General features: G+C 73.8%; 16 protein-coding genes and 1 pseudogene. 11 read left to right on the top strand and 6 right to left on the bottom strand.

The window, feature by feature from the left end:
* Positions 1-6: 6 nt before the first annotated feature.
* Entirely contained in the window at positions 7-624 is a 618-nt protein-coding gene (locus SPOPO_RS0100295) for a TetR/AcrR family transcriptional regulator (protein ID WP_019872787.1), read from the top strand.
* A gap of 86 nt (positions 625-710) precedes the next feature.
* Here the strand turns inward: SPOPO_RS0100295 and SPOPO_RS0100290 are convergent, their stop codons facing one another.
* The gene (locus SPOPO_RS0100290; protein ID WP_019872786.1) at positions 711-1,199 is read right to left on the bottom strand and encodes an FBP domain-containing protein; all 489 of its coding nucleotides are present in this window, start codon (positions 1,197-1,199) and stop codon (positions 711-713) included.
* Between the two features lie 150 nt (positions 1,200-1,349).
* On the opposite strand from SPOPO_RS0100290, the gene typA reads away from it, so the two are divergent.
* The gene (typA, locus tag SPOPO_RS0100285; protein WP_019872785.1) at positions 1,350-3,224 is read left to right on the top strand and encodes a translational GTPase TypA; all 1,875 of its coding nucleotides are present in this window, start codon (positions 1,350-1,352) and stop codon (positions 3,222-3,224) included.
* 82 nt (positions 3,225-3,306) lie between these two features.
* Here the strand turns inward: typA and SPOPO_RS0100280 are convergent, their stop codons facing one another.
* Entirely contained in the window at positions 3,307-5,433 is a 2,127-nt protein-coding gene (locus tag SPOPO_RS0100280) for a S9 family peptidase (RefSeq protein ID WP_019872784.1), read from the bottom strand.
* Between the two features lie 77 nt (positions 5,434-5,510).
* Here SPOPO_RS0100280 and SPOPO_RS0100275 point away from each other — a divergent pair, with 77 nt between their 5' ends.
* Both SPOPO_RS0100275 and SPOPO_RS26605 read left to right on the top strand, forming a co-directional pair.
* Complete coding sequence (locus tag SPOPO_RS0100275; RefSeq protein WP_019872783.1) at positions 5,511-6,614, top strand: ABC transporter substrate-binding protein; 1,104 nt, start codon at positions 5,511-5,513, stop codon at positions 6,612-6,614.
* Positions 6,611-7,708, top strand: a complete 1,098-nt coding sequence (locus SPOPO_RS26605; protein ID WP_019872782.1) for an iron-siderophore ABC transporter substrate-binding protein — start codon at positions 6,611-6,613, stop codon at positions 7,706-7,708. The genes SPOPO_RS0100275 and SPOPO_RS26605 overlap by 4 nt, the downstream gene beginning before the upstream one ends.
* Positions 7,709-7,779: 71 nt before the next feature.
* Here the strand turns inward: SPOPO_RS26605 and SPOPO_RS0100265 are convergent, their stop codons facing one another.
* Positions 7,780-9,102 carry an FAD-binding oxidoreductase gene (locus SPOPO_RS0100265; RefSeq protein WP_019872781.1) on the bottom strand — a complete coding sequence of 441 codons (1,323 nt, stop codon included), beginning with the start codon at positions 9,100-9,102 and terminating at the stop codon, positions 7,780-7,782.
* 174 nt (positions 9,103-9,276) lie between these two features.
* On the opposite strand from SPOPO_RS0100265, the pseudogene SPOPO_RS35995 reads away from it, so the two are divergent.
* Positions 9,277-11,037 (top strand): annotated as a pseudogene (locus SPOPO_RS35995) (AfsR/SARP family transcriptional regulator); the annotation flags it as partial.
* Between the two features lie 1,158 nt (positions 11,038-12,195).
* On the opposite strand, the gene SPOPO_RS35990 reads toward SPOPO_RS35995, so the two are convergent.
* Entirely contained in the window at positions 12,196-12,942 is a 747-nt protein-coding gene (locus SPOPO_RS35990; protein ID WP_084670809.1) for a PIG-L family deacetylase, read from the bottom strand.
* Between the two features lie 162 nt (positions 12,943-13,104).
* Here SPOPO_RS35990 and SPOPO_RS0100250 point away from each other — a divergent pair, with 162 nt between their 5' ends.
* The 3 genes from SPOPO_RS0100250 (at position 13,105) to SPOPO_RS26590 (ending at position 17,780) form a co-directional block, all read left to right on the top strand.
* Positions 13,105-14,016, top strand: a complete 912-nt coding sequence (locus SPOPO_RS0100250; RefSeq protein ID WP_019872780.1) for a hypothetical protein — start codon at positions 13,105-13,107, stop codon at positions 14,014-14,016.
* A gap of 423 nt (positions 14,017-14,439) precedes the next feature.
* On the top strand, positions 14,440-16,104 hold the full coding sequence (locus tag SPOPO_RS26595; protein WP_019872778.1) for an ABC transporter ATP-binding protein: 1,665 nt from the start codon (positions 14,440-14,442) through the stop codon (positions 16,102-16,104).
* Complete coding sequence (locus tag SPOPO_RS26590; protein WP_019872777.1) at positions 16,101-17,780, top strand: ABC transporter ATP-binding protein; 1,680 nt, start codon at positions 16,101-16,103, stop codon at positions 17,778-17,780. Before SPOPO_RS26595 ends, SPOPO_RS26590 begins: the two co-directional genes overlap by 4 nt.
* Before the next feature lie 19 nt (positions 17,781-17,799).
* Here the strand turns inward: SPOPO_RS26590 and SPOPO_RS0100230 are convergent, their stop codons facing one another.
* A complete protein-coding gene (locus tag SPOPO_RS0100230; protein ID WP_019872776.1) occupies positions 17,800-18,729 on the bottom strand; it encodes a hypothetical protein in 930 nt (309 codons plus the stop codon).
* A gap of 84 nt (positions 18,730-18,813) precedes the next feature.
* A complete protein-coding gene (locus SPOPO_RS0100225) occupies positions 18,814-19,752 on the bottom strand; it encodes a hypothetical protein (RefSeq protein ID WP_019872775.1) in 939 nt (312 codons plus the stop codon).
* 149 nt (positions 19,753-19,901) lie between these two features.
* Here SPOPO_RS0100225 and mshB point away from each other — a divergent pair, with 149 nt between their 5' ends.
* The 3 genes from mshB (at position 19,902) to SPOPO_RS26580 (ending at position 23,300) form a co-directional block, all read left to right on the top strand.
* Complete coding sequence (mshB, locus tag SPOPO_RS0100220) at positions 19,902-20,792, top strand: N-acetyl-1-D-myo-inositol-2-amino-2-deoxy-alpha-D-glucopyranoside deacetylase (protein ID WP_019872774.1); 891 nt, start codon at positions 19,902-19,904, stop codon at positions 20,790-20,792.
* Positions 20,789-21,271 (top strand): DUF6113 family protein, encoded by a 483-nt coding sequence (locus SPOPO_RS32095; protein WP_019872773.1) that lies wholly within the window; start codon positions 20,789-20,791, stop codon positions 21,269-21,271. Before mshB ends, SPOPO_RS32095 begins: the two co-directional genes overlap by 4 nt.
* A gap of 115 nt (positions 21,272-21,386) precedes the next feature.
* Positions 21,387-23,300, top strand: coding sequence for a VanW family protein (locus tag SPOPO_RS26580; protein ID WP_019872772.1), 1,914 nt, complete (start codon positions 21,387-21,389; stop codon positions 23,298-23,300).
* The last annotated feature ends 5 nt before the right edge of the window (positions 23,301-23,305 follow it).

Here is a 23,305-nt window from a genome sequence, read left to right as displayed (position 1 = left end):
CCTGCGGTGCCCGCAGCTGCTGAACGTCCCCGGCGCGGCCGCGGCCGGCCCGCCGGGGGAGAGACCAACAAAGCCGAGCTGATCCTCGACGCCGCACGGCGCGAGTTCGCCGCCGCCGGCTACGACGCCGTCAGCCTGCGCGGCATCGCGCGCGCCGCGGGCGTCGACCCCGCCCTGGTGCACCACTACTTCCCGGGCGGCAAGGAGGCGGTGTTCGTCGCCGCGATGCAGTTGCCCTTCAACCCGGCCGAGGTCCTGCCGCTCGTCTTCGCCGACGCCGCCGACCCCGACGAGGTCGCCGAGCGGATGGTCCGGTTCATCTTCTCGATCTGGCGCGAGGCCGACTCCCGGGCGCCGTTCCTCGCCCTCCTGCGCTCCGCCACCGGCAGCGAGACCGCCGCCGCGATGATGCGGTCGTTCGTCGCCTCGGCCCTGTTCTCCCGCGTCGCCGAGCACCTGCCGCCCGCCCCTGACCTCGCGCTCCGCGTCAACCTCGCCGCGGCGCACATCATCGGCGTCGTGCTGATGCGGTACGTGATCGGCGTCGAACCCCTCGCCTCCGCCGACGAGGACGAGGTGATCGAGCGGATGCTCCCCGCGATCCGCGGCTACTTCGGCGGGTGATGTGAAGAAAGGGTGACACCCCTTACTGCGCAGTAAGGGGTGTCACCCTTTCTTTTCCACAGGCCTGAGGCTGTGTCAGACCGGCGTCAGGCGAGGACGCGGTCGAGGAACGCGTCGAGGCGGCGCTGGAGCCGGCGGGCGCGCTCCTCCGGCGGGGCGGTCTCGCCCTGGGGGAGGGTGACCGGACGGAGCTTCCGGACGTACAGCGGGCACGCGAGATCGGCACAGATGTACGTGCCGACCGTGTTGTGATCCCGGCCCCGCGGCCCGGCCTTCCGGGCGACGAACAGGCCCACGGAGTCGGCCGGGTGGGCGGTGTGACAGATGTCGCACAGCGCGCTCCCGCGGGCCGGACGGGACTCCGTCGTTGCGCGCAGCTCCACCCCCAGGGGTCGGTCGTCGCGGACGGTGACGAGGTACGCCCGCGCCGGCGCCCTCGGGTCGCGCCAGCCGAGGAACTCGCGAACTTCCCAGTCCACGTCCGCCAAACCGCGGATCGGCGTCATCGATTTGACCTCGCCGCGGGTGCAGTTGACGAAGGAATCGGCGATCTCGGTCGCCGTGAGCGCGCGCATGACGGAACTCCTGGAACGGTGGCGGACCGAGGAACGATAGGGCGCGCCGCGCTGCTCCGGCATGCGAATTTGCCGCTCGCGTGGTCAGGAACACCCCGGCGGGTACAGGAGAATGGGGTCAGTCCCGGTTTCTTTCGTCAGGAGTTTCGCGTGTCCGTCCGCTCCGATCTGCGCAACGTGGCGATTGTCGCCCACGTCGACCACGGCAAGACCACGCTGGTCGACAAGATGCTCTGGCAGGCCGGCGCCTTCCGCGAGGGCCAGGACGTCAACAACCGCGTCATGGACTCGATGGACCTGGAGCGGGAGAAGGGCATCACGATCCTGGCCAAGAACACGGCCGTGAAGTGGGTCGCGGACGACGGCACCCCGCTGACCATCAACATCATCGACACCCCCGGCCACGCCGACTTCGGCGGCGAGGTGGAACGCGGGCTGGAGATGATCGACGGTGTCGTGCTCCTCGTCGACGCCTCCGAGGGCGCGCTGCCGGGTACGCGTTTCGTGCTGCGCAAGGCCCTGGAGAAGAAGCTCCCGGTGGTGCTCTGCATCAACAAGGTCGACCGCCCCGACGCCCGGATCGCCGAGGTCGTCGACGAGGTCTACGAACTCTTCCTCGACCTCGACGCCGACGAGCACCAGATCGAGTTCCCCATCGTCTACGCCTCGGCGAAGGCCGGCCTGGCGTCGCTGACGCGCCCCGCCGACGGCACCATGCCGGACTCGACGGACCTGCGCCCGCTGATGAACACGATCATGGAGGCGATCCCCGCCCCGACCTACACCGAGGGCGCGCCGCTGCAGGCGCACGTCACGAACCTCGACGCCTCGCCGTACCTCGGCCGCCTCGCGCTCTGCCGGGTCCACGAGGGCACGATCAAGAAGAACCAGCAGGTCGCGTGGTGCCGCACCGACGGCTCGGTCCAGCGCGTGAAGATCACCGAGCTGTTCCTCACCGACGCGCTGGAGCGGGTGCCGGCCGACAGTGCCTCGGCGGGCGACATCATCGCCATCGCCGGCATCGAGGACATCACGATCGGCGAGACCCTCGCCGACCCGGAGAACCCGATCCCGCTGCCGCTCATCACCGTCGACGAGCCCTCGATCTCGATGACGATCGGAATCAACACCTCGCCGCTGGCCGGCCGCTCGGGCGGCACGAAACTGACGGCCCGTCTGGTGAAGAACCGCCTCGACGCCGAGCTCATCGGCAACGTCTCGATCCGTGTCCTGCCGACCGAGCGCCCGGACACCTGGGAGGTGCAGGGCCGCGGTGAGCTGCAGCTCGCGGTGCTGGTCGAGATGATGCGCCGTGAGGGCTACGAGCTGACCGTCGGCAAGCCGCGCGTCGTCACCCGTGAGATCGACGGCAAGCTCTGTGAGCCGATGGAGCACATGACGATCGACGTCCCGGAGGACTACGTCGGTGTCGTCACGCAGCTGCTCGGCCTGCGCAAGGGCCGCATGGAGCAGATGGTCAACCACGGCACCGGCTGGGTCCGCATGGAGTACCGCGTCCCGGCCCGCGGCCTGATCGGCTTCCGCACCGAGTTCCTCACCGAGACCCGCGGCACCGGCCTGCTGCACCACGTCTTCGACCGGTACGAGCCGTGGCACGGCGAGCTGCGGACCCGGCCCTCCGGCTCGCTCGTCGCCGACCGCACCGGCGTCGCGACCTCGTTCGCGATGTTCAACCTCCAGGAGCGCGGGACGATGTTCGTCACCCCGGGCACCGACGTCTACGAGGGGATGATCGTCGGCGAGAACGCCCGCGCCGACGACATGGACGTCAACATCTGCAAGGAGAAGAAGCTCACCAACATGCGCTCCTCCACCGGCGAGGAACTGGAGCGCCTGGTGCCCCCGCGCATCCTGTCGCTCGAGCAGGCGCTGGAGTTCTGCCGCGAGGACGAGTGCATCGAGGTCACCCCGAACGCGATCCGCATGCGCAAGGTCGAGCTCGACGGCAAGATCCGCGAGCGCACCCGCGGCCGCGCGGCGAAGTCGGCCCTCGCGCAGTCCTGAACCCGCGTAACGTCAGCGGGATCGAGCGCTATGGCGCGCGATCCCGCTGACGTTACGGGGGTGGACGGCGATGAGCCGGACGCTACGCGGAGGTCAGCCCCAGCGCGCCACGGAGGAAGTCGAGCTGGAACAGCAGCAGGTTCTCGGCGACGACCTCCTGTGGGGTCATGTGGGTGACGCCGGAGAGCGGGAGGACCTGGTGCGGCCGGCCGGCGGCGAGCAGGGCCGAGGACAGCTGCAGGGTGTGGGCCGCGACGACGTTGTCGTCGGCGAGGCCGTGGACGATCAGCAGCGGCCGGTGGGGGCCCGCGGCGACGGCCTTCTCCACCGCGGGGGTCAGCGCGCCGGCGGTGACGAGCGACGTGCGCGCGTAGTTCTCCGGGTTCCCGGCGGGGGTGCCGAGGTACCGCTCGGTGTAGTGGGTGTCGTAGAGCGCCCAGTCGGTGACAGGGGCACCGGCGATGCCCGCGCCGAAGACGTCCGGGCGGAGCAGGACGGCGAGCGCGGCGAGATAACCGCCGAACGACCAGCCGCGGATCGCGACGCGGGTGGTGTCGAGGTCGGGACACTCCTCGGCGGCGGCGTAGAGCGCCTCGATCTGGTCCTCGAGGACGGGGGCCGCGACGTCGCCGGCGATCGCGCGCTCCCACGCGGTGCCGCGGCCGGGCGTCCCGCGCCCGTCGGCGACGACGACCGCGAATCCCTGGTCCGCCCACCACTGTGATTCGTTGAACGCGTTGCGCGCCGCGGTGACGCGCTGGGCGTGCGGGCCGCCGTAGGGGTCCATCAGCACCGGCAGCCGGGTGCCCGGCTGATGCCCCGTCGGCAGGAGCAGCGCGGTGCGGACCGCCCGCGGCCCGGCGTGCAGCAGCCGCGGCGCCGGGGTGACGGGCGGCGTCAGCGCGGACGAGGCGATCTCGCCGACGAGGTGGCCGTCGCGCAGCACGAGCGTCCGGCGCCCGGCCCAGTCCAGCGACGCGCAGGCCAGCACCAGCAGGGATCCGCCGGCGGCCGCGACGTGCACACCCGCCGTGCGGGACAGCCGCACCGGGCCGTCGGGGGAGGCCTTGTAGATGTGGATCTCGGTCGGCTCGTCGGCCGACGCGGCGAACAGCGCGTCACCGTTCAGGCTGCCGAGCAGCGACCGCACCTGCAGGTCGCCGGAGACCATGCGCGCGCCGACGAACAGCCGCCGGGTGTCGCCGGAGTCCGCGGCCCGGATCAGCTCGCCGTCGCCCGACCAGGCGGGGACGCCGTCGATCAGGTCGATCCACACCGGGTCGGTCTCGGTGTGCAGCGCGACGGTCGCGCCGGTGCCGGTCTCGACCTCGAGGATCTGCGTCCGGCGCTGATCGCGCGTCTGCACCAGCAGCAGCGGGTTGCCGTTGCCCGACCAGTGCACGACCGGCAGGTACTCGTACTGCTCGGCGTCCCAGCGGACCTCGACCGCGCTGCCGTCGAGGCGGAGCAGGTGCAGGCTCACGCGGGCGTTGGGTGTGCCGGCGGCCGGGTACGCGATCTCGTGCGGGGCTCGGCCCGGGTGCGCGGGGTCGGCGATGTGCCAGCGCTGGACGGGGGCGTTGTCGGTGCGCGCGACGAGCAGCGCGTCGCCCTCGGGGGACCACCAGTACCCGCGGAAGCGCCCCATCTCCTCGGCCGCGACGAACTCGGCGAGACCCCACGAGACGTCGCCGCCCGGGTCCTGGCCCGGCACCGCGCGGTCGTTCGTGCCGTCGACGTCGATCACGCGCACCGCTCCGCCGGAGACGTAGGCGATCTGACGGCCCGTCGGGTCGGGGCGGGGGTCGAAGACCGGCTCCGCGGCGGACAGCGCGCGGACCTCGCCGGTCCCGAGGTCGGCGACGTAGAGTCCGCCGGAGAGCGCGAAGGCCGCGATCGACACCGCCCCGTCGGTGGCGAAGCCGACGACGCCGCCGGCGCCCTCCCGGGCCCGTTCGCGCCGGGCGCGCTCGGCGTCGGAGAGTTCCTCGTCGCCGGAGAACAGGTTCCGCGGGTCCGCGACGACCCGCTCGGTCAGTCCGTCGGCCCGGACGTCCGCGACCCAGAGCAGGGTGGTCCGGTCGGTCCCGGAGGCCGAGCGCAGGAACACGATCCGGCTGCCGTCCGGAGCCACCGCGAAGTTGCGGGGCATACCGAGCGTGAAGCGCTGGGTGCGGGCGGTCAGGCGCGGGAACGACTCGGTACTCATGGGCGCATCCAATCAGGGCGCCACGACGAGAGTCCGACGTAGTGGCCGATTAGGTCAGGCTTCCCTAAGCTCCGGCCATGGTGACCCTTCTGGAAGCTCCCACCCCCGGCTCCACCGTCCTCGACCTCGCGAACGACCCGATCGAGAACGACCTCACCCGTCGTCGATTCCTCGGCTCCGGCGCCGCTGTGGGCGGCGCACTCCTGCTCGGCGGCTGCGCCGACGACGACGAGAACTCGCTGGGCGCCACGCCCGCCCCGTCCGAGACCGCGACGGCGGGGCCGCGCACGGTCTCCGACGTCTTCGGCTCGATCACGGTGCCGGGGAACCCCCAGCGGATCGTCGCCCTCGACGACCAGGTCCTCGGCAACATGCTGGTGCTCGGGATCGAGATCGAGCGGATCGCCGGCTGGGCGCGCGGCGACTTCTCGATCGACAACTATCCGTACCTGACCCGCTTCGGCGACCTGGGCGCGATTACCAACGTCGGCGGCACCTTCGACGAGCCCAACCTGGAGGGCATCCTCGGCGTCCGCCCCGACCTGATGCTGATGGTCGCCGAGGCCGGTGTCGACTTCTACACACCGATCTTCGACAAGCTGCGCACCACGGGCGTCCCCGTGTTCGGCGCGTTCAACGGCTACCTGCGCTTCGACGACTACCTGCGGCTGCTGGCGGACGTCGCGATCGCGGTCGACCGCGTCGACCGCGCCGCCGAACTGTCCGGCGCGCTGCGGGACCGCGTGACCGCCCTGCGGAACCAGCTCTCCGGCACGGGCGGGCTGCCCACCGCCGCGTTCGTCCGGGTCCCGGGGGACGGGACGGTGCAGAACACCGTCCAGCCCCTGTTCGACGCCATCGGCCTGCCCGGCGAGCGCCCCGCCCCGGAGGAGTTCTCGGAGGTGATCTCGCCCGAGCGGCTCGACGTGTTCGATCACGACGTGCTGTTCGTCAGCGACGGGAACAACGAGGACGAGACGCGCCGGACGCTGGAGGACAACCCGCTGTGGTCACGGCTCCCGGCCGTCGCCGCCGGCCGCGCGTTCTTCGTCCCCGAGGTCCTCTGGGGGACCGGCTACTCCCTCCCCGCCGTCGAGGCGATGCTCGACGACATCGAGGACCTCCTGCTCTCCACGCTCACCGCGTCCCCGACCGCGACGTCCGAACCGGAGCCCGCATGACCACGCAGCTGCTCGACCGCCCGGCCCTGTTCACTCCCGAGATCGACGACGACCTGACGCGCCGTCGGTTCCTCGGGTCCGGAGCCGCGCTCGGGGCCGGCCTGCTGATCGGCGGGTGCGCGGACGACGACGAGGGGCTGCTCACGCCGAGCGTCCCCGCGTCGCCGACCGCGACCCCGCTGCGGGTGGCCCACAAGTACGGGGAGACCGAGGTCCCGGTCGCCCCGCAGCGCGTGGTCTCGCTGGGCTTCGTCGATCACGACGCCCTGCTCGCGCTCGGGGTGGTGCCGGTCGGGATCGGTGGTGACTCGGTCTCCGAGCTCCAGCGGTCCGCGGTGTGGCCGTGGGCGCACGACCGGCTGGGCGACGCCCGGCCGGAGGTGCTCAGCTACACCGAGCTGAACATCGAGGCGATCGCGGCGCTGGAGCCGGACCTGATCACCGGGTTCACCTCGGGGATGACCGAGGCCGAGTACCGGCAGCTGTCCGCGATCGCCCCGACCGTCGCGCAGCTGCCCGGCTTCCCGGACTACTTCGCGCCGTGGCAGGAGGTCACGCGGGCCGCGGGCCGGACCCTCGGCCGGACGGCCGAGGCCGAGGCGCTGATCACCGAGGTCGAGAATGCCTTCACCGCCGCCCGCGCGGCCCACCCCGAGTTCGCGGGCGTCCAGGCGGCGTACGCCGGTGTGCTGGAGGACGGGTTCTACACGGAGAACTCGCGCAGCTCGCGGGTCGCCATCCTGACCCAGCTCGGCTTCGAGATCCCGGCCGAGATCGACGACCTGGCCGACGCCGACGCCTCGTTCTCCGCGATCAGTGCCGAGCAGCTCGAGCTGCTCGACCGGGACGTCCTGGTCTGGGAGCTCGCGAGCTCCGACCAGCGCGCCACGGTCGAGAACCACCCGGTGTACGCCACCCTCGACGTCTCCCGGGAGGAGCGGGACGTCTTCGTCGACGAGGAGGAACTCGTCGCCGCGATGGCGTACATCTCGGTGCTCAGCCTCCCGACCGCGATCGACCTGCTGGTCCCGAAGCTCGCGGCGGTGCTGGGCGGGGACTCGGCTGACGAGGCGTCACCCAGCCCGACGTCCTGATCGAGACGCACGACGGCGGGCCCGGAGGGGGATCCGGGCCCGCCGCCGATCTTTCGGGGGGGGGGGGGGGGTCAGGGTCGGGCCGCGGCGGCGGCGAAGAGCCCGTCCGGGTCGTAGGTCGCGCGGACCTGATCAAGGCGCGCGGCCGCGGAACCGAAGACCTTCGCCGGGTCGGCCTGTTCATGCACGTCGGCGAAGTTCAGGTAGACGCCACCGTTGGCGAAGCGGGCCATGGCGGCGTGCGAGCGGCGGGCCCACCCCATCGCGGTCGCGTCGAGAGCGGGGTCGCTCCACGCCGCGTCGATCGAGAGGTTGAACCGCGCCCCGCGGTGCGCCCACGCGCCGCCGTCGGTGACGTGGTCGATCGCGCCGCCCATCGTCCGCACGATGGTCAGCGACCGCGGGGTGGGCCGGGTCGCGTCGCACTCGACCATCGCGTCGATCGCGGCGTCGGTGAGCTCGTCGAGGAAGTGCGACGTGAACAGGTACCGGTCGCCGGCGGGGAACCGGGCGTCCGGCGACCGCTGCACGTCGACGTAGTCGAACGTCCCCGACAGGTCGATCACCGCGGTGCCGAGCGAACGCAGCGGGGCGAGCACCGGCTCGGCCGGCAGGCACCACAGCCCGGCCTCGGGGGAGAGCGTGTCGGGCGCGGTGACCGCGTAGTCCCGGAAGCCACGCAGTACCTGGGCCGCCTCGTCGTAGCGGTACGCCACCAGCGCCTGCGCGACCTGCGGCCCGAGCGGGTGCAGCTCGAACTCGAACGACGTCACGACGCCGAGTCCGCGGCCGCCGCCGCGCAGTGCCCAGAACAGGTCGGCGTTCTCGGTCCGGCTCGCGGTGCGGACGACACCGTCGGCGGTGACGATCTCCACCGAGCGCAGGTTGTCGCAGGCGAGGCCGAACCGACGCTGCAGGATGCCCATCCCGCCGCCGAGGGTGTAGCCGGCGACGCCCGTGTCCGACACCTCGCCGCCGGGGGTGACGAGCCCCCACACCTGCGTCGCGCGGTCGACGTCGGCCCAGCGGGCACCGGCCTGGACGCGCGCCGTGCGGGCCACCGGGTCGACGTGCACGCCGGTCATCGCGGACACGTCGATCACGAGCCCGTCCTCCACCACCGCGGAACCCGCGACCTGGTGCCCGCCGCCGCGGACGCTGAGCAGCGGCCGGTGCTCCCGCGCCACCCGGACGGCGGCGACGACGTCGGCGACGCCGGCGCAGCGCGCGATCACCGCGGGGTAGCGGTCGATCAGCCCGTTCCAGACGTGGCGAGCCTCCTCGTACTCGGGGTGGGAGCGGTCGATCACCTGACCGCGCAGGGTGGCGCGCAGCTCCGCTGCGATCGCCTCCGCGCTGCCGGTCCGGGTGGCCCGGTCCTCGATCGCCGTCATGGCGTTCTCCTTCGTTCGCTTCGTTGCGTCTGCTCGATGGGCGCCGACCCTGTTCGCACCGGCTGCCACGGCGCTGACAGCGCACTGACACCGGGGCCGGCACGGCGTCGGTCCGCCGCGGGCACTGGGCCGGACGGGCGAAAATGAGGCCCGGAACTCGGGGTCCGGGCTGGGATGCTGAGCGCCATGGCGACCGGGACCACGCGCGCGGGGTTGCGCGTCGACGTCCTGGGGCCCCTGCGAGTCGGCGCAGGGGACGCCGAGGTCGACGTGCGCGGGCCGAAGCGCCGCGCGGTACTCGCGCTGCTCGCGGTCGTGGACGGACGGGCCGTCACCGACGACGCCCTGCTCGACGCCCTCTGGCCCGACGAGATCCCGGACTCCGGACGGGCGGCCCTGCACAGCCACGTCTCGCGCCTGCGCGCCCAGCTCGGGGCGGCGGGCGAGAACCTCGAACGGCTCGACGGCGCCTACCGGCTCCGGCTCGCCGCCGACGGCCTGGACCTGTCGCGCGCCGCGGCCGCGCTGGCGGACGCCCGGCGCCGGCTCGCAACCGACCCCGCCGCGGCCGACGACCTCGCCCGCGGGGCGCTCGCGCTGTGGCGTGGTCCGGTGCTCGCGGAGTTCGGGGACGTCCCGCCGCTCGCCGCCCAGTCGCTGGCGTGCGCGGACCTGCGGCGCGACCTGTCCGACCTCTCGATCACCGCCGCGCTCGCCGCGAACCGCCTCGAGGGGCTGGTCTCCGAGGCTGTCGCCGCGCTCGCGCTCGACCCGCTGCGGGAACCCGCGGTCCTGCTTCTGATGCAGGCTCAGGCCCGCACCGGCCAGGCGGCCGCGGCCCTCGACGCGGCCCGGACCTTCCGCGCCCGCCTCGCCGACGAGACCGGCCTGGACCCCTCCCCGGCCCTCGCCGCCCTGGAGCGCTCCATCGCCGCCGGCGCCCTCGCCCCCACTGGAGATGTCATCTCCAACGATTCCGCCCGATCCGGTGGAGATGTCATCTCCAGTGGGGGGCGGACGCGGGTCCGGGCGGGGGACTTCGCGACCCCGCCGGCGGTGCATCGGCTGGTCGGCCGCGACGACCAGGTCGCGGAGCTCGTCGAGCTGCTGCGGACCGAGCGGCTCGTGACGCTGATCGGGCCGGGTGGGGTGGGAAAGACCCGGCTGGCGCAGGCGGTGGCGGACCGGGTCGAGGCCGCGGGGTTCGTCGTCCTCGCCCCGGTGACCGAGGCGGCGGGGATCCCGGCCGCGCTCGCGACCGCGCTGGACGTCCGCGGGCACCACCCCGACCTGCTCGCGGCGTGCGTCGCGGTGCTCGCGGCGCGGCCCGCGGTGCTGGTCGTCGACAACTGCGAGCACCTGATCGAACCGGTCCGCGACGGGCTGGCGGCGCTGCTCGCGGGCTGCCCGGACCTGCACCTGCTCGCGACCAGCCGGTCCCCGATCGGGTTGTCGGCCGAGGTCCGCCACCGGGTCGGCCCGCTGGCCGACGACGCCGGCGTCGACGTGTTCTGCGACCGCGCCGCGCGTGTCCGGCCCGGGTTCGCGCCGACGGCGGCGGAGCGGCCCGTGGTGGCCGACATCGTCCGACGGCTCGACGGGATGCCGCTCGCGATCGAGCTCGCGGCCGGCCGGCTCGCGTCGTTCTCCCTCGCCGACCTGCACGAGCGACTCGACCGCGCCCTCGACCTGCTCGGCGACGGGCGCCCCAGCGCGGACGCCCGGCATCGCACGCTGCGCGACACCGTCCAGTGGTCGTACACGCTGCTGCCCGAGGGGGAGCAGCGCCTGTTCCGGCACCTCGCCGCGTTCGCCGACGGCGTCGACCTCGCGACGGCCGAGCGCCTCGCCGCCGACCTCGACGTCCCCGGCGACCCCGCCACCGCGCTGGCGCACCTGGTCGACGCATCGATGCTCGAGGTCGACCTCACGACCGGCCGCACCCGCTACCGGATGCTCGAGACCCTGCGCGCGTTCGGCGCCGACCGCCTCGCCGCGGCCGGCGAGAGCGCCACCGCCGCGGCGCGGGTCGTGTCGTGGTCCGTCGACCTCGCGGCGCACATCGACGAGCGGGGCCACAGCGCGGCCGAACCGGAGGCCGACGCGACGCTGCGCCGCGAGGTGCTCAACCTGCGCGCGGCGTTCGCCCTCGCGCGCGAGCACGGCCGGCTCGACGCCGCGGCCGCGATCGTGACGAGCCTGGCGGACGCCCGGTCCTGGCGCGACCTGACCCGGCTCACGGGCTGGGCGGAGGAGCTGCTCGCCGCGGGCTTCCCCGACGACCACCCGGGCGCGGTCGCCGTCCACGCCGGTGCCGCGATGGACGCCTACATGCGCGGCGACCACGTTGCCGCCGAGCGGTTCGGCCGAGGCGGGCTCGAGCTCGTCGAACGGGGTGGCGGGACGGGCGACGCGCGCCGCTTCCTGCTCGTCGCGCTGTCCTCCGCGGCGCTGACCCGGGCGGACTGGGACGCCGCGGTCGCCTACGACCTCGACGCCGAGAAGTACGCGACGCGGCCGTCCTCCTCACCCGCGGTCGGGGCGCTGGGTGCGCTGTACGGCGGCGACCTCGACCTCGCGCGCGAGCTGACCCGCCGCACGTTGGAGCGCGCCAACTACCCGGCGCTGCGCGCCTTCGCGCTCTACGTCGAGGGCGAGATCTCCTCGACGGCCGGCGACCTCGCCGAGGAGCGCTACGCCGAGGCGATCGCCCTCGCCCGGGCGGCGGGCGCGACGTTCGTCGTCGGCATCGCCTCGGTCGGCCGGCTCGCGGCGCTCACCGAGCGGGGCGGGTCGCCGAGGCGCTCGCCGGCTTCCGGGACGTCGTCGAGTACTGGGCGCGCGCGGGCAACTGGACGCACCAGTGGGTCACGCTGCGGAATCTCGCCGACCTCCTCGACGTCCTCGGCGACCCGGAGCCGGCGGCGATCCTGCGCGCCGCCGCCCACCGCGACCCCGACGCCCCGCCGTTGCCGCCCCCGACCGGGACGCTCCCGCCCGGGGCCGACCTCTCCCGCCCCGGTGCCCTCGCCACCGCCCGCGCCGCCCTGGCCCGCCACCTCACCCGAGCGCAGTCGGCCGGGTGAGGGTGGGTCAGGTCGCGTCGACGAACGACTCGTCGCGGACCCAGCGGGCGTAGAGGTCGGGGCCCATGCCCGCCTCGATGCCGGCGGTCTGGCTGGTCTGGGCGCGGAGCGCGGCGACCTTGCGGGCGAGCAGGCCGTCGTCGAGAACGAGGTCGAGGGCGAGGGAGTCGTCCGGCACCACGATCGGGCTCCCGGGTTCGAACGCGGGGAACTCGTCGTTGAGGTGGCCGAACTCGGCCCACCAGCGCGCGGGGACGGCGGTGTGGAGCAGGCGCGCACCCGGGGCGGCGGCGCGGCGGAACGCGGCCGTCGTCCAGGTCGAGACCGCGATGTGGTCGGCGTGCCCGGTCTCGCCGTCGGGGCCGAACGTGAGGACGGTGTCCGGCCCGATCGCGGTGATCAGCGCCGCGATCCGGGCGATCTGCGGCTCCGGGTCGAGGTCGGCGCAGCCGCCGTCGGGCAGGTCCAGCCAGTGGTGCTCGACGACGCCGAGGACGGCGAGCGAGGCCGCCATCTCCGCGGTGCGGACGGCCGCGAGGCGCTCCGGCGGCTCCTGCACCGGGTCGCCCCCGGCCTCGCCGCGGGTGGCGGTCACGCAGACGACGCGGGAGCCGGCGTCGCGGGCGGCCGCGTAGATCCCGCCGCACAGGTACGCCTCGTCGTCGGGGTGGGCCCAGACGCCGAGGATCGTGCCGAGGTCCGCGACCGCGGCCGGCAAATTGATCACGCTGCGTGCAGTTCTCACCGGAGTCATGGGGGTAGCGTCACCCGAACGGCTTACACGGCACTGACAGCGCCGCTGACAGCATCACTGACAGCGACGGAATCTGGCACGAACCGAGCGCTTGCGGCCCCGGCTCACCCGCCCCGGCGTTAGCCTCCCGCCAAGGCGAATTTCTTTCGGGTGAGGGTGACGGTGACGCTTCCGGAGACGATCTCCGCCCCGGCCGGGCTCCCGGCCCGGGCCCGGGACTGGCTCGACGTCGACCTCCCGCGCCTGCTCGTCGAGTTCGAGGCGGAGCTCGAGACCCGCCCGGTGCGGGTCGCCGACCTGCTCGCCGACGACGCCGCGCTCCTGCGCGGCTGGGCCGCGCGGATGCGCGAGGCCGGCACGACCGACCAGGCCGCCGCGACCTACGTCGCCGGCTGGTTCCCCGGGAGTGCCGGCCGGATCGTCGGGGTCGGTCTCGGCGCCGCCGGCGCGGGACTGCTGCTGTCGGCCGGGGCCGTGCGGTGGAACGTCGCCGCGGACGAGGGGTGGCCGCTCGACGGGCGGATCGACGACATTCCGGTCCTGGTCCCCCCGGGGCACCCCTGGGCCGGCCAGGACGGCGTCGAGACCGTCGCCGAGGACGAGCTGTTCGGGCGCACCGTCGAGAACCTGATCGCGTTCGCGGCGCCGCTGATCGAGGCCTGCAAGACCCTCGGGCCGGTCAGCCGGTCGAGCCTGTGGGACGAGGTCGCCGACGGGGTGGCCTGCGCGTTCAACTACCAGCCGCGCCCGCTCGACGCCGCCGCGATGGAGCGACTGCGCCGGGCGGTCGGGCGCCCCGGCGTCCCGTGGAAGGGTCGCCCGCGGCTCGCCAACGCCGACTCGGCCGTCCTCGGCCCCGTGCACGTCGCCCAGAAGGGCGGCTGCTGCCTCGCCTTCACGTGTGCCCAGGTCGACCCCGACGAGTCCACGCTGACCGACCGCGAGCGCGCCTGGCGCGCCCGCTTCCCGCTGGAGGCGAAGAAGCGGTACTGCGCCACCTGCAAGTTCCGCGATCCGGCGGACTCCGTCGCGCGGCAGGTCTACTGGCTGGAGCTCGAGCACGCGGAGTCCTGAACGGCCGTGACGCTCGTCCCACCGCCGGGACAAGCCGTCCCAAGTCAGGTTAGGCTTACCTAACTGGACTTGAGGAGGCGTCATGGCGGACCGGGAGTACGGGCTCACGGCCGGACCGGATGCGGTGACGGCCTGGGCGGTGCGGCTGGGCCGCGGACGCCGGATCTCCGGGTCGGCGTTCCGGGCGGGCGGGTTCGCGCTGCGCGTGCCGCGGCGACCGCACGCCGCCGCCGCTTCGGCCGCCGGTTCAGCCGCCGGAAAAGACGTTGACCGGGCCGACCGGACTCCCGATCGTGTCCCCGCGCAGCGGACCGCTCGGGTGAGCGAGGATCGGGGCGCTCCCTAGCTTCCCAGCTCCCCAGCTCCCGAGCCCGCGAGGATCCGCTGACCGGTCGCGCACTTCTCCGTTCGATCCTGCGGGCCGTGCGCCGGCCGCTGGGTCTCGCGCTCGTGGTCGGCCTTCTCTGGCAGGCGGCCGGCATCGCCGTCCCCTACGCGATCGCTCGCGCGATCGACGACGGCGTGCTGCCCGACGACCGGGCGGCGCTGGGGCTCTGGTGCGGGGTGCTGCTCGGGCTCGGCGTCCTGCGCGCGGTCGCCGCGGCCGGCCGGCACTGGTGGATCGACCGCGCCGGGATCCGCGGCGCGGTCTGGATGCGGCGCCGCCTGCTGGCGCACGTCGTCGACCTCGACGCCGACACGGCGGGTCGGCTCGGCGAGGGCCAACTCATCGCGCGGGCCACCGCCGACGTCGACACCCTCGACGACTGGGTCCGTGGCATCGCGACGCTGGTGACGGCGAGCTTCACGCTGATCGCCGTCGGGGTCGCGCTGCTCGTCCTTGGTGCCGGCCCGGCCGCGGTGGGGGCGGCTGCGGTTCCGCTCACCGTTCTGCTGACGGTTCGTCACGTCCGCGGTCAGCACCGGGCGTCCGCCGAGTTCGCCGAGGCCACCGGGGCCTTCACCGGGACGGTCAGCGAGCTCATCACCGGCGTCACGGCCGTGAAGGGGCTCGGCGGGGAGTCGGTCCTCGCCGCGCGAATCGGTCGCGCGTCCGACGAGCTGCGCGCCACCGCGATGCGCCGCGAGCGCGTCGAGGCCGCCTGGGTCTCCACCGCCGCCCTCGTGCCCGGCCTGGCCATCGCCGCCGGCGTCTGGCTGATCGGGGACGCCGCGCTGTCCGGTGATCTGGCGCCGGGTCAGTTGCTCGCGTTCATCGGCTGGATGGCGCTGCTGGTCGACGCCACCGAGACGCTGACGAGCCGCATGATCGACCGCGGTCAGGCGATGGCGGCCGCCGACCGGTTGCTCGAGGTGCTGGACGCCCCGGCGGCGGCGCCGGAGCCGGCGACGCCCGCCCCCGCGCCGCGCGGGGGCGGGGTCCGGTTCGCCGCCGTGCACGTCCACCGCGGCGGCCGCGAGGTGCTCCACGGGATCGACCTCGACGTTGCCGCGGGCGAGTGGGTGGGCGTGCTCGGGACGACAGGCGCGGGCAAGTCCAGCCTGCTCCGCCTGCTGCCGCGCCTCGCCGACCCGGCCGCCGGCCAGGTGCTCCTCGACGGCGTCCGCGTCGATCACCTCGCCCGCGTCGACCGCTTGGCCCACGTCGGCTACCTCGGGCAGTCGCCGGCGCTGCTCGCCGGAACGCTGGCCGAGAACCTGCGCCTGGCCGCACCCGATGCCGACGACGCGGAGCTGCGAGCCGCCCTCCGCACGGCCGTGGCCGACGACGTCCTCGACCAGCTCGGCCTGGACGGGGCGGTCGGCGCCGGCGGCGGGACCCTGTCGGGCGGGCAGCGGCAGCGGGTCGCGCTGGCCCGCGCGCTCCTCGGCGGCCCGCCGGTCCTCGTCCTCGACGACCCGACGTCCGCGCTCGACCCCGCCACCGAGGCCGTGGTGCTCACGCGTCTGCGCGCCGACCACCCGGGCGCGACCGTCCTCTGCGCCACCCACCGGCTCGCCACCGCCCGCGCGATGGACCGCCTGGTCGTCCTCGGCGAGGGCCGTGTCCTCGCCGCCGGCCCGTCCGCCGAGGTGCTCGCCGACGGTGGGCTCGGGGCGGCCGTCCTCGACCTGGTGGCGCGATGACCGGGCCGGAGACCCTGCCCGCCGAGCCGGACGTCCGCGGCGCGCTGCGGCGGGCCCGGGGCGTGCTCGCCCCGCACCGGTGGTGGTTGCTCGCGGCCGCGGTCGTCGGGCTGTTCGCGGCGGTCACCGAACTGGCGGTCCCCGTCCTGGCGGGTCTCGCCGTCGACGCGGTGGTCGACGGCGACCGCGACCGCCTCCGCGCCGTCGCGATCGCGTTCGCCGTCCTGGCCCTGGTCGGGTTCGCCGCCGAGCGGGCGAGCCTGCTGCTGACCGCCGCCGCGGGGGAGCGGGTCCTGCTCGACCTCCGCACCCGGGTCACCCGGGCTCTGCTCGCCCAGCCGCTCGGGTTCTTCGACGCTCACCGCGCCGGCGACCTGATCGCCCGCGCGACCACCGACGTCGCCGCCCTGTCGCGGTTCGTGCGCGACGGGCTGCGGCAGCTGCTCCACGTGTTCCTGCTGCTCGCGGTCACGCTCGTCGTCCTGGTCGTCACCTCCTGGCAGCTCACGCTGGTCGCGCTCTCCGTCGTCCCGATCCTCGTGGTCGCGATGCGGGCGTTCCACCGTGACTCGACCTCGGCCTACGCCCGCTACGCCGTCGGCCAGTCGTCGGTGACGGCCGTCGTCGCCGACCTCGTGCGGGCCCGCGAGGACGTCCAGGCCTCCGGCGCGCGCGCCGCGGCGCTGGCGCGCGGGGCCGGCCCCGACGCCGAGATGCTTGAGGCCAACGACCAGGCCCTGCGGGCGGAGAACAAGCTCGTCGCGGACCAGCTGAGCCACCTGATCGCGGTCGCGGCCGTCGTCGGCGTCGGCGGCCTGCTCGCCGCCGAGGGCGTCATCCGGGTCGGGGCGGTCGCCACCGTCGCCCTGGCGCTGCGTCAGATGTTCGACCCGCTTTCCAGTTTTGCCTGGCTCGTCGGCGAGGCGATCGAGGCGCGGGTCCGCCTGGTCCGCGTGCTCGATCTGGTCGACGCGGCCCCGCCGCCGCGCGCCGCGGAACGGACCCCACCACCCGGCGGCGGCGTGGAGCTCGCTCGCGTCTCCTTCGGCTACGTCCCGGGCCGTCCGGTGCTGCACGAGGTCAGCCTGCGCATCGCGGCCGGTGAGCACGTTGCGCTGGTCGGCCCGACCGGCGCGGGCAAGTCCACGGTCGCAAAGCTCGCCGCCGGGCTGCTGACGCCGGACTCGGGCGAGTGCCGCAGCGGGCCCGCGGTCTTCCTGCCCCAGGACGCGTTCCTGGTCGCGGGGACGCTGGCCGACAACCTGCGCCTGGTGCCCGGCGAGCACACCGACGCCGCGCTCGAGGCGGCCGTGCGCGCCGCCGGCCTGGAGGCCTGGTGGGCGCGGCTGCCCGCCGGGCTCGCGACCCCGGTCGACCCGGCCGGCGGCAATCTGTCCGCGGGAGAGCGCCAGCTCGTCGGCCTCGTCCGCGCGGCCCTCGCCGACCCCGACGTCCTCGTCCTCGACGAGGCGACCGCCGACATCGATCCCGCGACCGACGCGCTCGTCTCCGCGGCCCTCGGTCGCCTCGGCGCCGGCCGGACGCTGATCGTGATCGCGCACCGGCCCGTCACCGCGGCCCGCTATCCGCGCGTGATCCGCGTCGAGGACGGTCGGGTCACCGCGGGCGGGCAGGCCGCGCTCGACGGCGCCCGCGAGACGGAACCAGGGATCTGACTACCCGTCAGGATATTCGTCAGAGCGGGAGCGCGGTCTCCGGGCAGCTCGTCGGGGGCGGCTCGGGCAGGTAGAACGGCAGGTCGATCGGGAAGCCGTTCTGGATGTTCCAGGTGATCGAGAGGTACTCCGCCTCGCCGGCGCTGCGGACCAGCACCGGGCCGTCGGCGCGGAAGCCCTTGCCCACCGGGTAGGCGCTGGTGTCGGTGCACCCGCGGGCGACGTCGAGCTGCCCGGCGACCGGAATCACCAGCGTCGGCCAGTACGGGGAGTGCCAGCCGCTGGAGTACCCGGCCGGGACCTGGTGGCGGTACACGACGATCTGCGTGTGGTCGGTGAGGTCGATGCCGGCCGAGGAGTCCATGACCGCGGACGCGAGCTCGGTCGTCTCGCCCTCCACCCCGATGGGGCACCCGTTGGCCGCGGTGACCGGGTCGCCGATGCCGCCGGGGTTCGGCTCCTCGCCGGCGAGGATGTCGCCGGCCTGCGGGGTCGTCGGCTCGCGGTGCAGCTGGCCGTCGCTCTGCGGGACACCGAGCGCCTCGGACTTGACCGTGTAGAACTCGATCGCCACCGACGACGGGTTGTGCGTGACGCCGCGCAGCGTGCCCGCGTCCTTCGACCGCGCGACGTAGTACGCGGGGTACGGCCGCCAGTTCTGGACCGAGTTGCAGTTCGGGTAGTTCTGCAGGAGCCCGTCCTCGTTGCCGTGCATCGCGACGACGGTCGAGGGGCCCTTCCACGTGAGGATCTCGCCGGGGTCCAGGACGTGCCGCTGCACGGTGACCCGCTTCCCGGCCTCGACCGGGTAGGTGAAGTCACCGAACGCGACGCCGCCGATGACGACGTTCACGCCGCCGATCGGCATGGCCTCCTCCGCCGCCGCGGGTGCGGTCACCGACAGGGCCAGGGCACCCGCGAGGAGCGGGGCGAGGACGGATCGGCGCATGCAACAACTCCCAAAAGCTGAGGATTCCTTCGACGGTACGTTCCGTCCCGAACCCGGACAAGACGTCCGCGGTCGACGGTGCGGCTACTGGAGCACCGCGTCCGGGCAGTCGGTGGGCGGCAGTTCGGGCACGTAGAGCGGTCGGTCGACCGGGAACCCGTTCTGGATGTTCCAGGCCACCGTCACGTACTCCGCGGCCTCCGCGGTGCGGACCAGCACGTGCGGATCGAGGGCGAACGCCTGCCCGGGCCGCCGGACCGTGGCGTCGGTGCACTCGTGCTGGGTCGTGATCTCGCCGGCGACCGGGATCGCGAACGTGACGTCGTACGGCGAGAAGAATCCGCTGTTGTACCCGGCGGGAACGCGGTGCCGGTAGATCGCGATCTGGTTGTGGTCGACCAGGTCCAGCTGCGGCGGGGTGCCGGTGAAGGCGCCCTCGGCCAGCGTCTCGGTCTGCGCGAGCGTGCCGTCCGGGCAGCCGTTGGCGGGGACGACCGGGTCGACGGGCGCGCCGTCGGTGTTCTCGCCGACGTCGCCGATCTCCGGGATCTCGTCGCCCGAGTGCCGGTGGATCTGGCTCTCGTTCTGCACGGCGCCGACCACCTCGGAGGTGATCGTGAACAGCACGACCGGCACCTTGCCCTGGTTGACGGTCACGCCCTTGACCGTGCCCAGCTGCTCGGAGCGCACGGTGTAGTAGGCGGGGAAGGCGCGCCAGAGCTGCGTGCTCCGGCACGACGGGAAGTGCTGCAGCGGGCCGCTCTGGTTGATCGCGACCGTCGTACCCTCGCCGTCCCAGCGCACGATCTCGCCCGGGTCCAGGACGTGGCGCTCGATCGTGACCTGCTTGCCACTCGCCAGCGGGTAGGTGAAGCCGCCGAACGCGAGCCCGCTGGTCACGAGCGTGGTCTCGGCGCCGAGGGGCGAGCCGGCGGGCGCCGCGGCGGCCGGCGCGGCGAGCGGCAGCGACAGGGCGCCCGCGAGGACCCCCGCGAACAGCGAACGGACGGCCAACCGCGACATGGGACGACTCCGAAACTGAGGATTACCTAAACGGTACGTTCCCCCCGATACCCGAGCAATACGTCCGCGGCACCGGGCCCATCGTCCGGAGGGTCTGCGCCGCGGGCAGCCGCACCGGCCCCGTCAGGTGGGTCGACTAGATTCCGCCCATGCCCGCCCCGACCGCCGACCGCCGGATCGTCCTCGTCCACGCCCACCCGGACGACGAGGTGATCAACAGCGGGATCGTGATGGCCAAGTACGCCGCCGAGGGCGTCCACGTCACGCTCGTGACCTGCACGTTGGGGGAGGAGGGCGAGGTCCTCGTCCCCGAGCTCGCCCACCTCGCCGCCGACGCCGACGACGCCCTCGGGCCGCACCGCATCTCCGAGCTCGCGGACGCGATGGCGGCCCTCGGCGTCACCGACTTCCGGTTTCTCGGCGGCCCCGGCCGGTACCGGGACTCCGGGATGATGGGTGTCGCCTCCAACGACCGCGAGAACTGCTTCTGGCGGGCCGAGCTGGACGAGGCCGCCGCGCACCTGGTCGAGGTGCTCCGCGAGGTCCGGCCCCAGGTGCTCGTGACCTACGACGAGAACGGCGGCTACGGCCACCCCGACCACATCCAGGCCCACCGGGTCACGATGCGGGCCGCCGAGCTCGCCGCCGATTCCGCGTTCCGGCCCGACCTCGGCGCGGCGTGGACCGTCGCGAAGATCTACTGGTACGCGATCCCGTTCTCGTTCCTGCAGTCCGGCATCGACGCCCTCCGCGCGGCCGGGGACAACGAGTTCTTCAACGGCGTCGAGCGGGTCGAGGACCTCGGCATGGGCGTGCCCGACGAGCTCGTCACCAGCTACGTCGAGGGCGAGGAGTACATCGAGGCCAAGATGGCCGCGATGCGCGCCCACGCCACCCAGATCACCGTCGACGGCCCGTTCTTCGCGCTCTCGAACCACCTCGGACAGAAGATCTGGGGTGTCGAGTGCTTCCGCCTCGTCGGCGGCACCGTCCCCGCCCCGGCCGACGGCCCCGAGTCCGACCTGTTCGCGGGACTGTGAGCTCCAAGCCGTCCGCGGCGAAGCGGCGCTCCGCTCCCGCCAAGGCCCCGGCGAAGGTCGCCCCGCCGCACGCGACCCAGCCGCTCCCGGCGGTGCTGGGGACGGCGGCCGGACTGGTGGCGCTGGGGTTCCTCGTCGGGGCCGGCGGGTCGTTCCTCCAGGCGCGGACGGTCTCGGCCGGGGTCCGCTGGCCGCTCGGGTGCGTGTTCATGCTGGTCGTGCTCGGGGCGGTCGCGCTCAGCGCGGGGATGCTCACGCGCAGCCGCCTCGCGGTCGGGATGCTCGCCGCGGGCTGGGTGATCAGCGTCCTCGTCTTCACCGCGGGGCGGCCGGAGGGCGATGTGATCATCGCCGCCGACCTCGCGGGCTATCTGTACCTGTTCGGCGGTGTCACCGCGCTCGCCGCCGTGTCCGCCGTCCCGTTCGCCACGCTGCCGGCGCCTGCCTCGATCGCCGACCCGGAGACACCGCCGGCGTGATCCCGGCGCGGCGAGTACCCGGTTCCGCCGCCCGCGCCGCGGGCGTTTGGTGTACTTGTCGGCGTTGTCGTTCGGCGGGGCTGGTGGCCACGCGCCTTCAAGGGGAGCAGGTTTCGTGACCGAGTCCACCCCGGTCTCCTCGGCCGGTGGGTCCGGCGGGCGCCGGACCGCACTGCGTGTCGGGATCGTCGCCGGCGGGGCCGTCGCTGCCGTCGGGCTGCTGTACGGCGTCGCGGTGGCGACGACCGGCGGCAACATCCCGCGCAACACCGAGGTGCTCGGCATCCCGATCGGCGGGAAGTCGGTCGAGGACGCCCGGATGCACCTGTCCGTGGCGCTGCCCGAGCGGCTCCCGGACGCGATGACCGTTGTGGCCGGGGACAAACGACTGTCGCGGCCGACCGGCGAGCTCGGCCTGGACGTCGACCTCGAGGCCACCGCCGAGAAGGCGCGTGAGGGCTGGGCGTCCCCGTTCCGCGCGATCAAGACCCTCTTCGGGGCCGGCCGGGAGGTCGACCCGGTGCCGGCGGTCAACACCGAGACGCTGCAGACGGCCGTCGAGGAGATGAACGACGAGGTCAGCCTCGGGTTCGTCGAGGGCGGGCTGGACTTCTCCACCGGCGTCGCGAAGCCGATCGCGCCCGTCCCCGGCCGCGGCCTGGACGACGAGGCCGTCGCCGCCGCGCTGACCGACGCGTTCCTCGCCGGGGACAGCGAGGTCGCGGCCGCGATCGTCGACGTGCAGCCGGAGATCGACCAGGCCGCCGTCGACCGCGCCCTCGCGGGCATCGGGGCCAAGGCCATGTCGGGGCCGGTGACGATCACCGTCGCCAAGAACGCCGTCGAGCTGACGCCCGCCGAGTTCGGCCCGTTCCTGTCGACCGAGCCCGCCGACGGCGAGCTCCGCCTGGTCGTCGACGCCGAGGGGCTGGTCGACAGCCTCGAGGACGAGGTCGAGGACCTCGGCCGTCCGCCGCGCGACGCGAAGTTCCGGTTCGACGAGGAAGAGGAGACCGTCGAGATCATCCCGAGCCGCGCGGGGATCGTCCTCGACGCGCGGGTGCTCGGCGACAAGCTCGCGGACGTCCTCATCGGCGACGGGCCCCGCACCGTGGACGCCGGTGCGCGCACGCAGGCGCCGGAGTTCAGCACCGCCGACGCCGAGGCGCTCGGCATCTCGGACAAGCTCTCCAGCTTCAAGACCGAGTACCCGTACGCGGCCTACCGCGTCACGAACATCGGCCGGGCCGCCGAGCTGATCAACGGCTCGATCGTCATGCCCGACGAGATCTGGAGCCTGAACAAGACCGTCGGCGAACGGACCGTCAAGAACGGCTTCGTCCGCGGCTACATCATCAAGAACGGCCAGTTCATCGAGGACCTCGGCGGCGGTGTCTCGCAGTCCGCGACGACGACCTACAACGCCGCGTTCTTCGCGGGGCTCAAGGACATCGAGCACCACCCGCACAGCCTCTACATCAGCCGGTACCCGGCCGGCCGCGAGGCGACGGTCGCGTGGGGCTCGAAGGACCTGCGCTTCCAGAACGACTCCGGCCACCCCGTCTACATCCAGGCGACGCACAAGGTCGGCTCCATCGAGGTCTCGATGTGGGGCACCAAGGTGTGGGACGAGATCGAGTCGATCTCCTCGCCGCGGCGCAACATCGTCTCGCCGAAGACGGTCGAGTCCGAGGACCCGGACTGCGAGGAGCAGTCGCCGGTCGACGGCTTCGACATCACCATCACGCGCGTCTTCATAAAGGACGGCGAGGAGGTGAAGCGGGAGACCTACGACACCCACTACTTCCCGACCGACAAGATCGTCTGCGTCGAGCCGGGCAAGGGCACCAAGTCGCCGACGCCGGGCTCGAGCTCCTCGCCCGACCCGAGCCCGTCCCGCACACCGAAGCCGCCGAAGTCGACCCCGACGCCGAAGCCGGAACCGTCGCCGTCCGCGACCCCGACGACGACCTCGTCGGCCCCGCCGCTGCCCGTCGGTTCGGGCGACGACGACTCCGGCCGCGACTGAGCCGG

Origin of the sequence: Sporichthya polymorpha DSM 43042, from assembly GCF_000384115.1 — a bacterium.
Lineage (GTDB): Bacteria > Actinomycetota > Actinomycetes > Sporichthyales > Sporichthyaceae > Sporichthya > Sporichthya polymorpha.
Note: the sequence above shows the minus strand (reverse complement) of the source record. Positions and strands in the feature narration are given on the sequence as shown.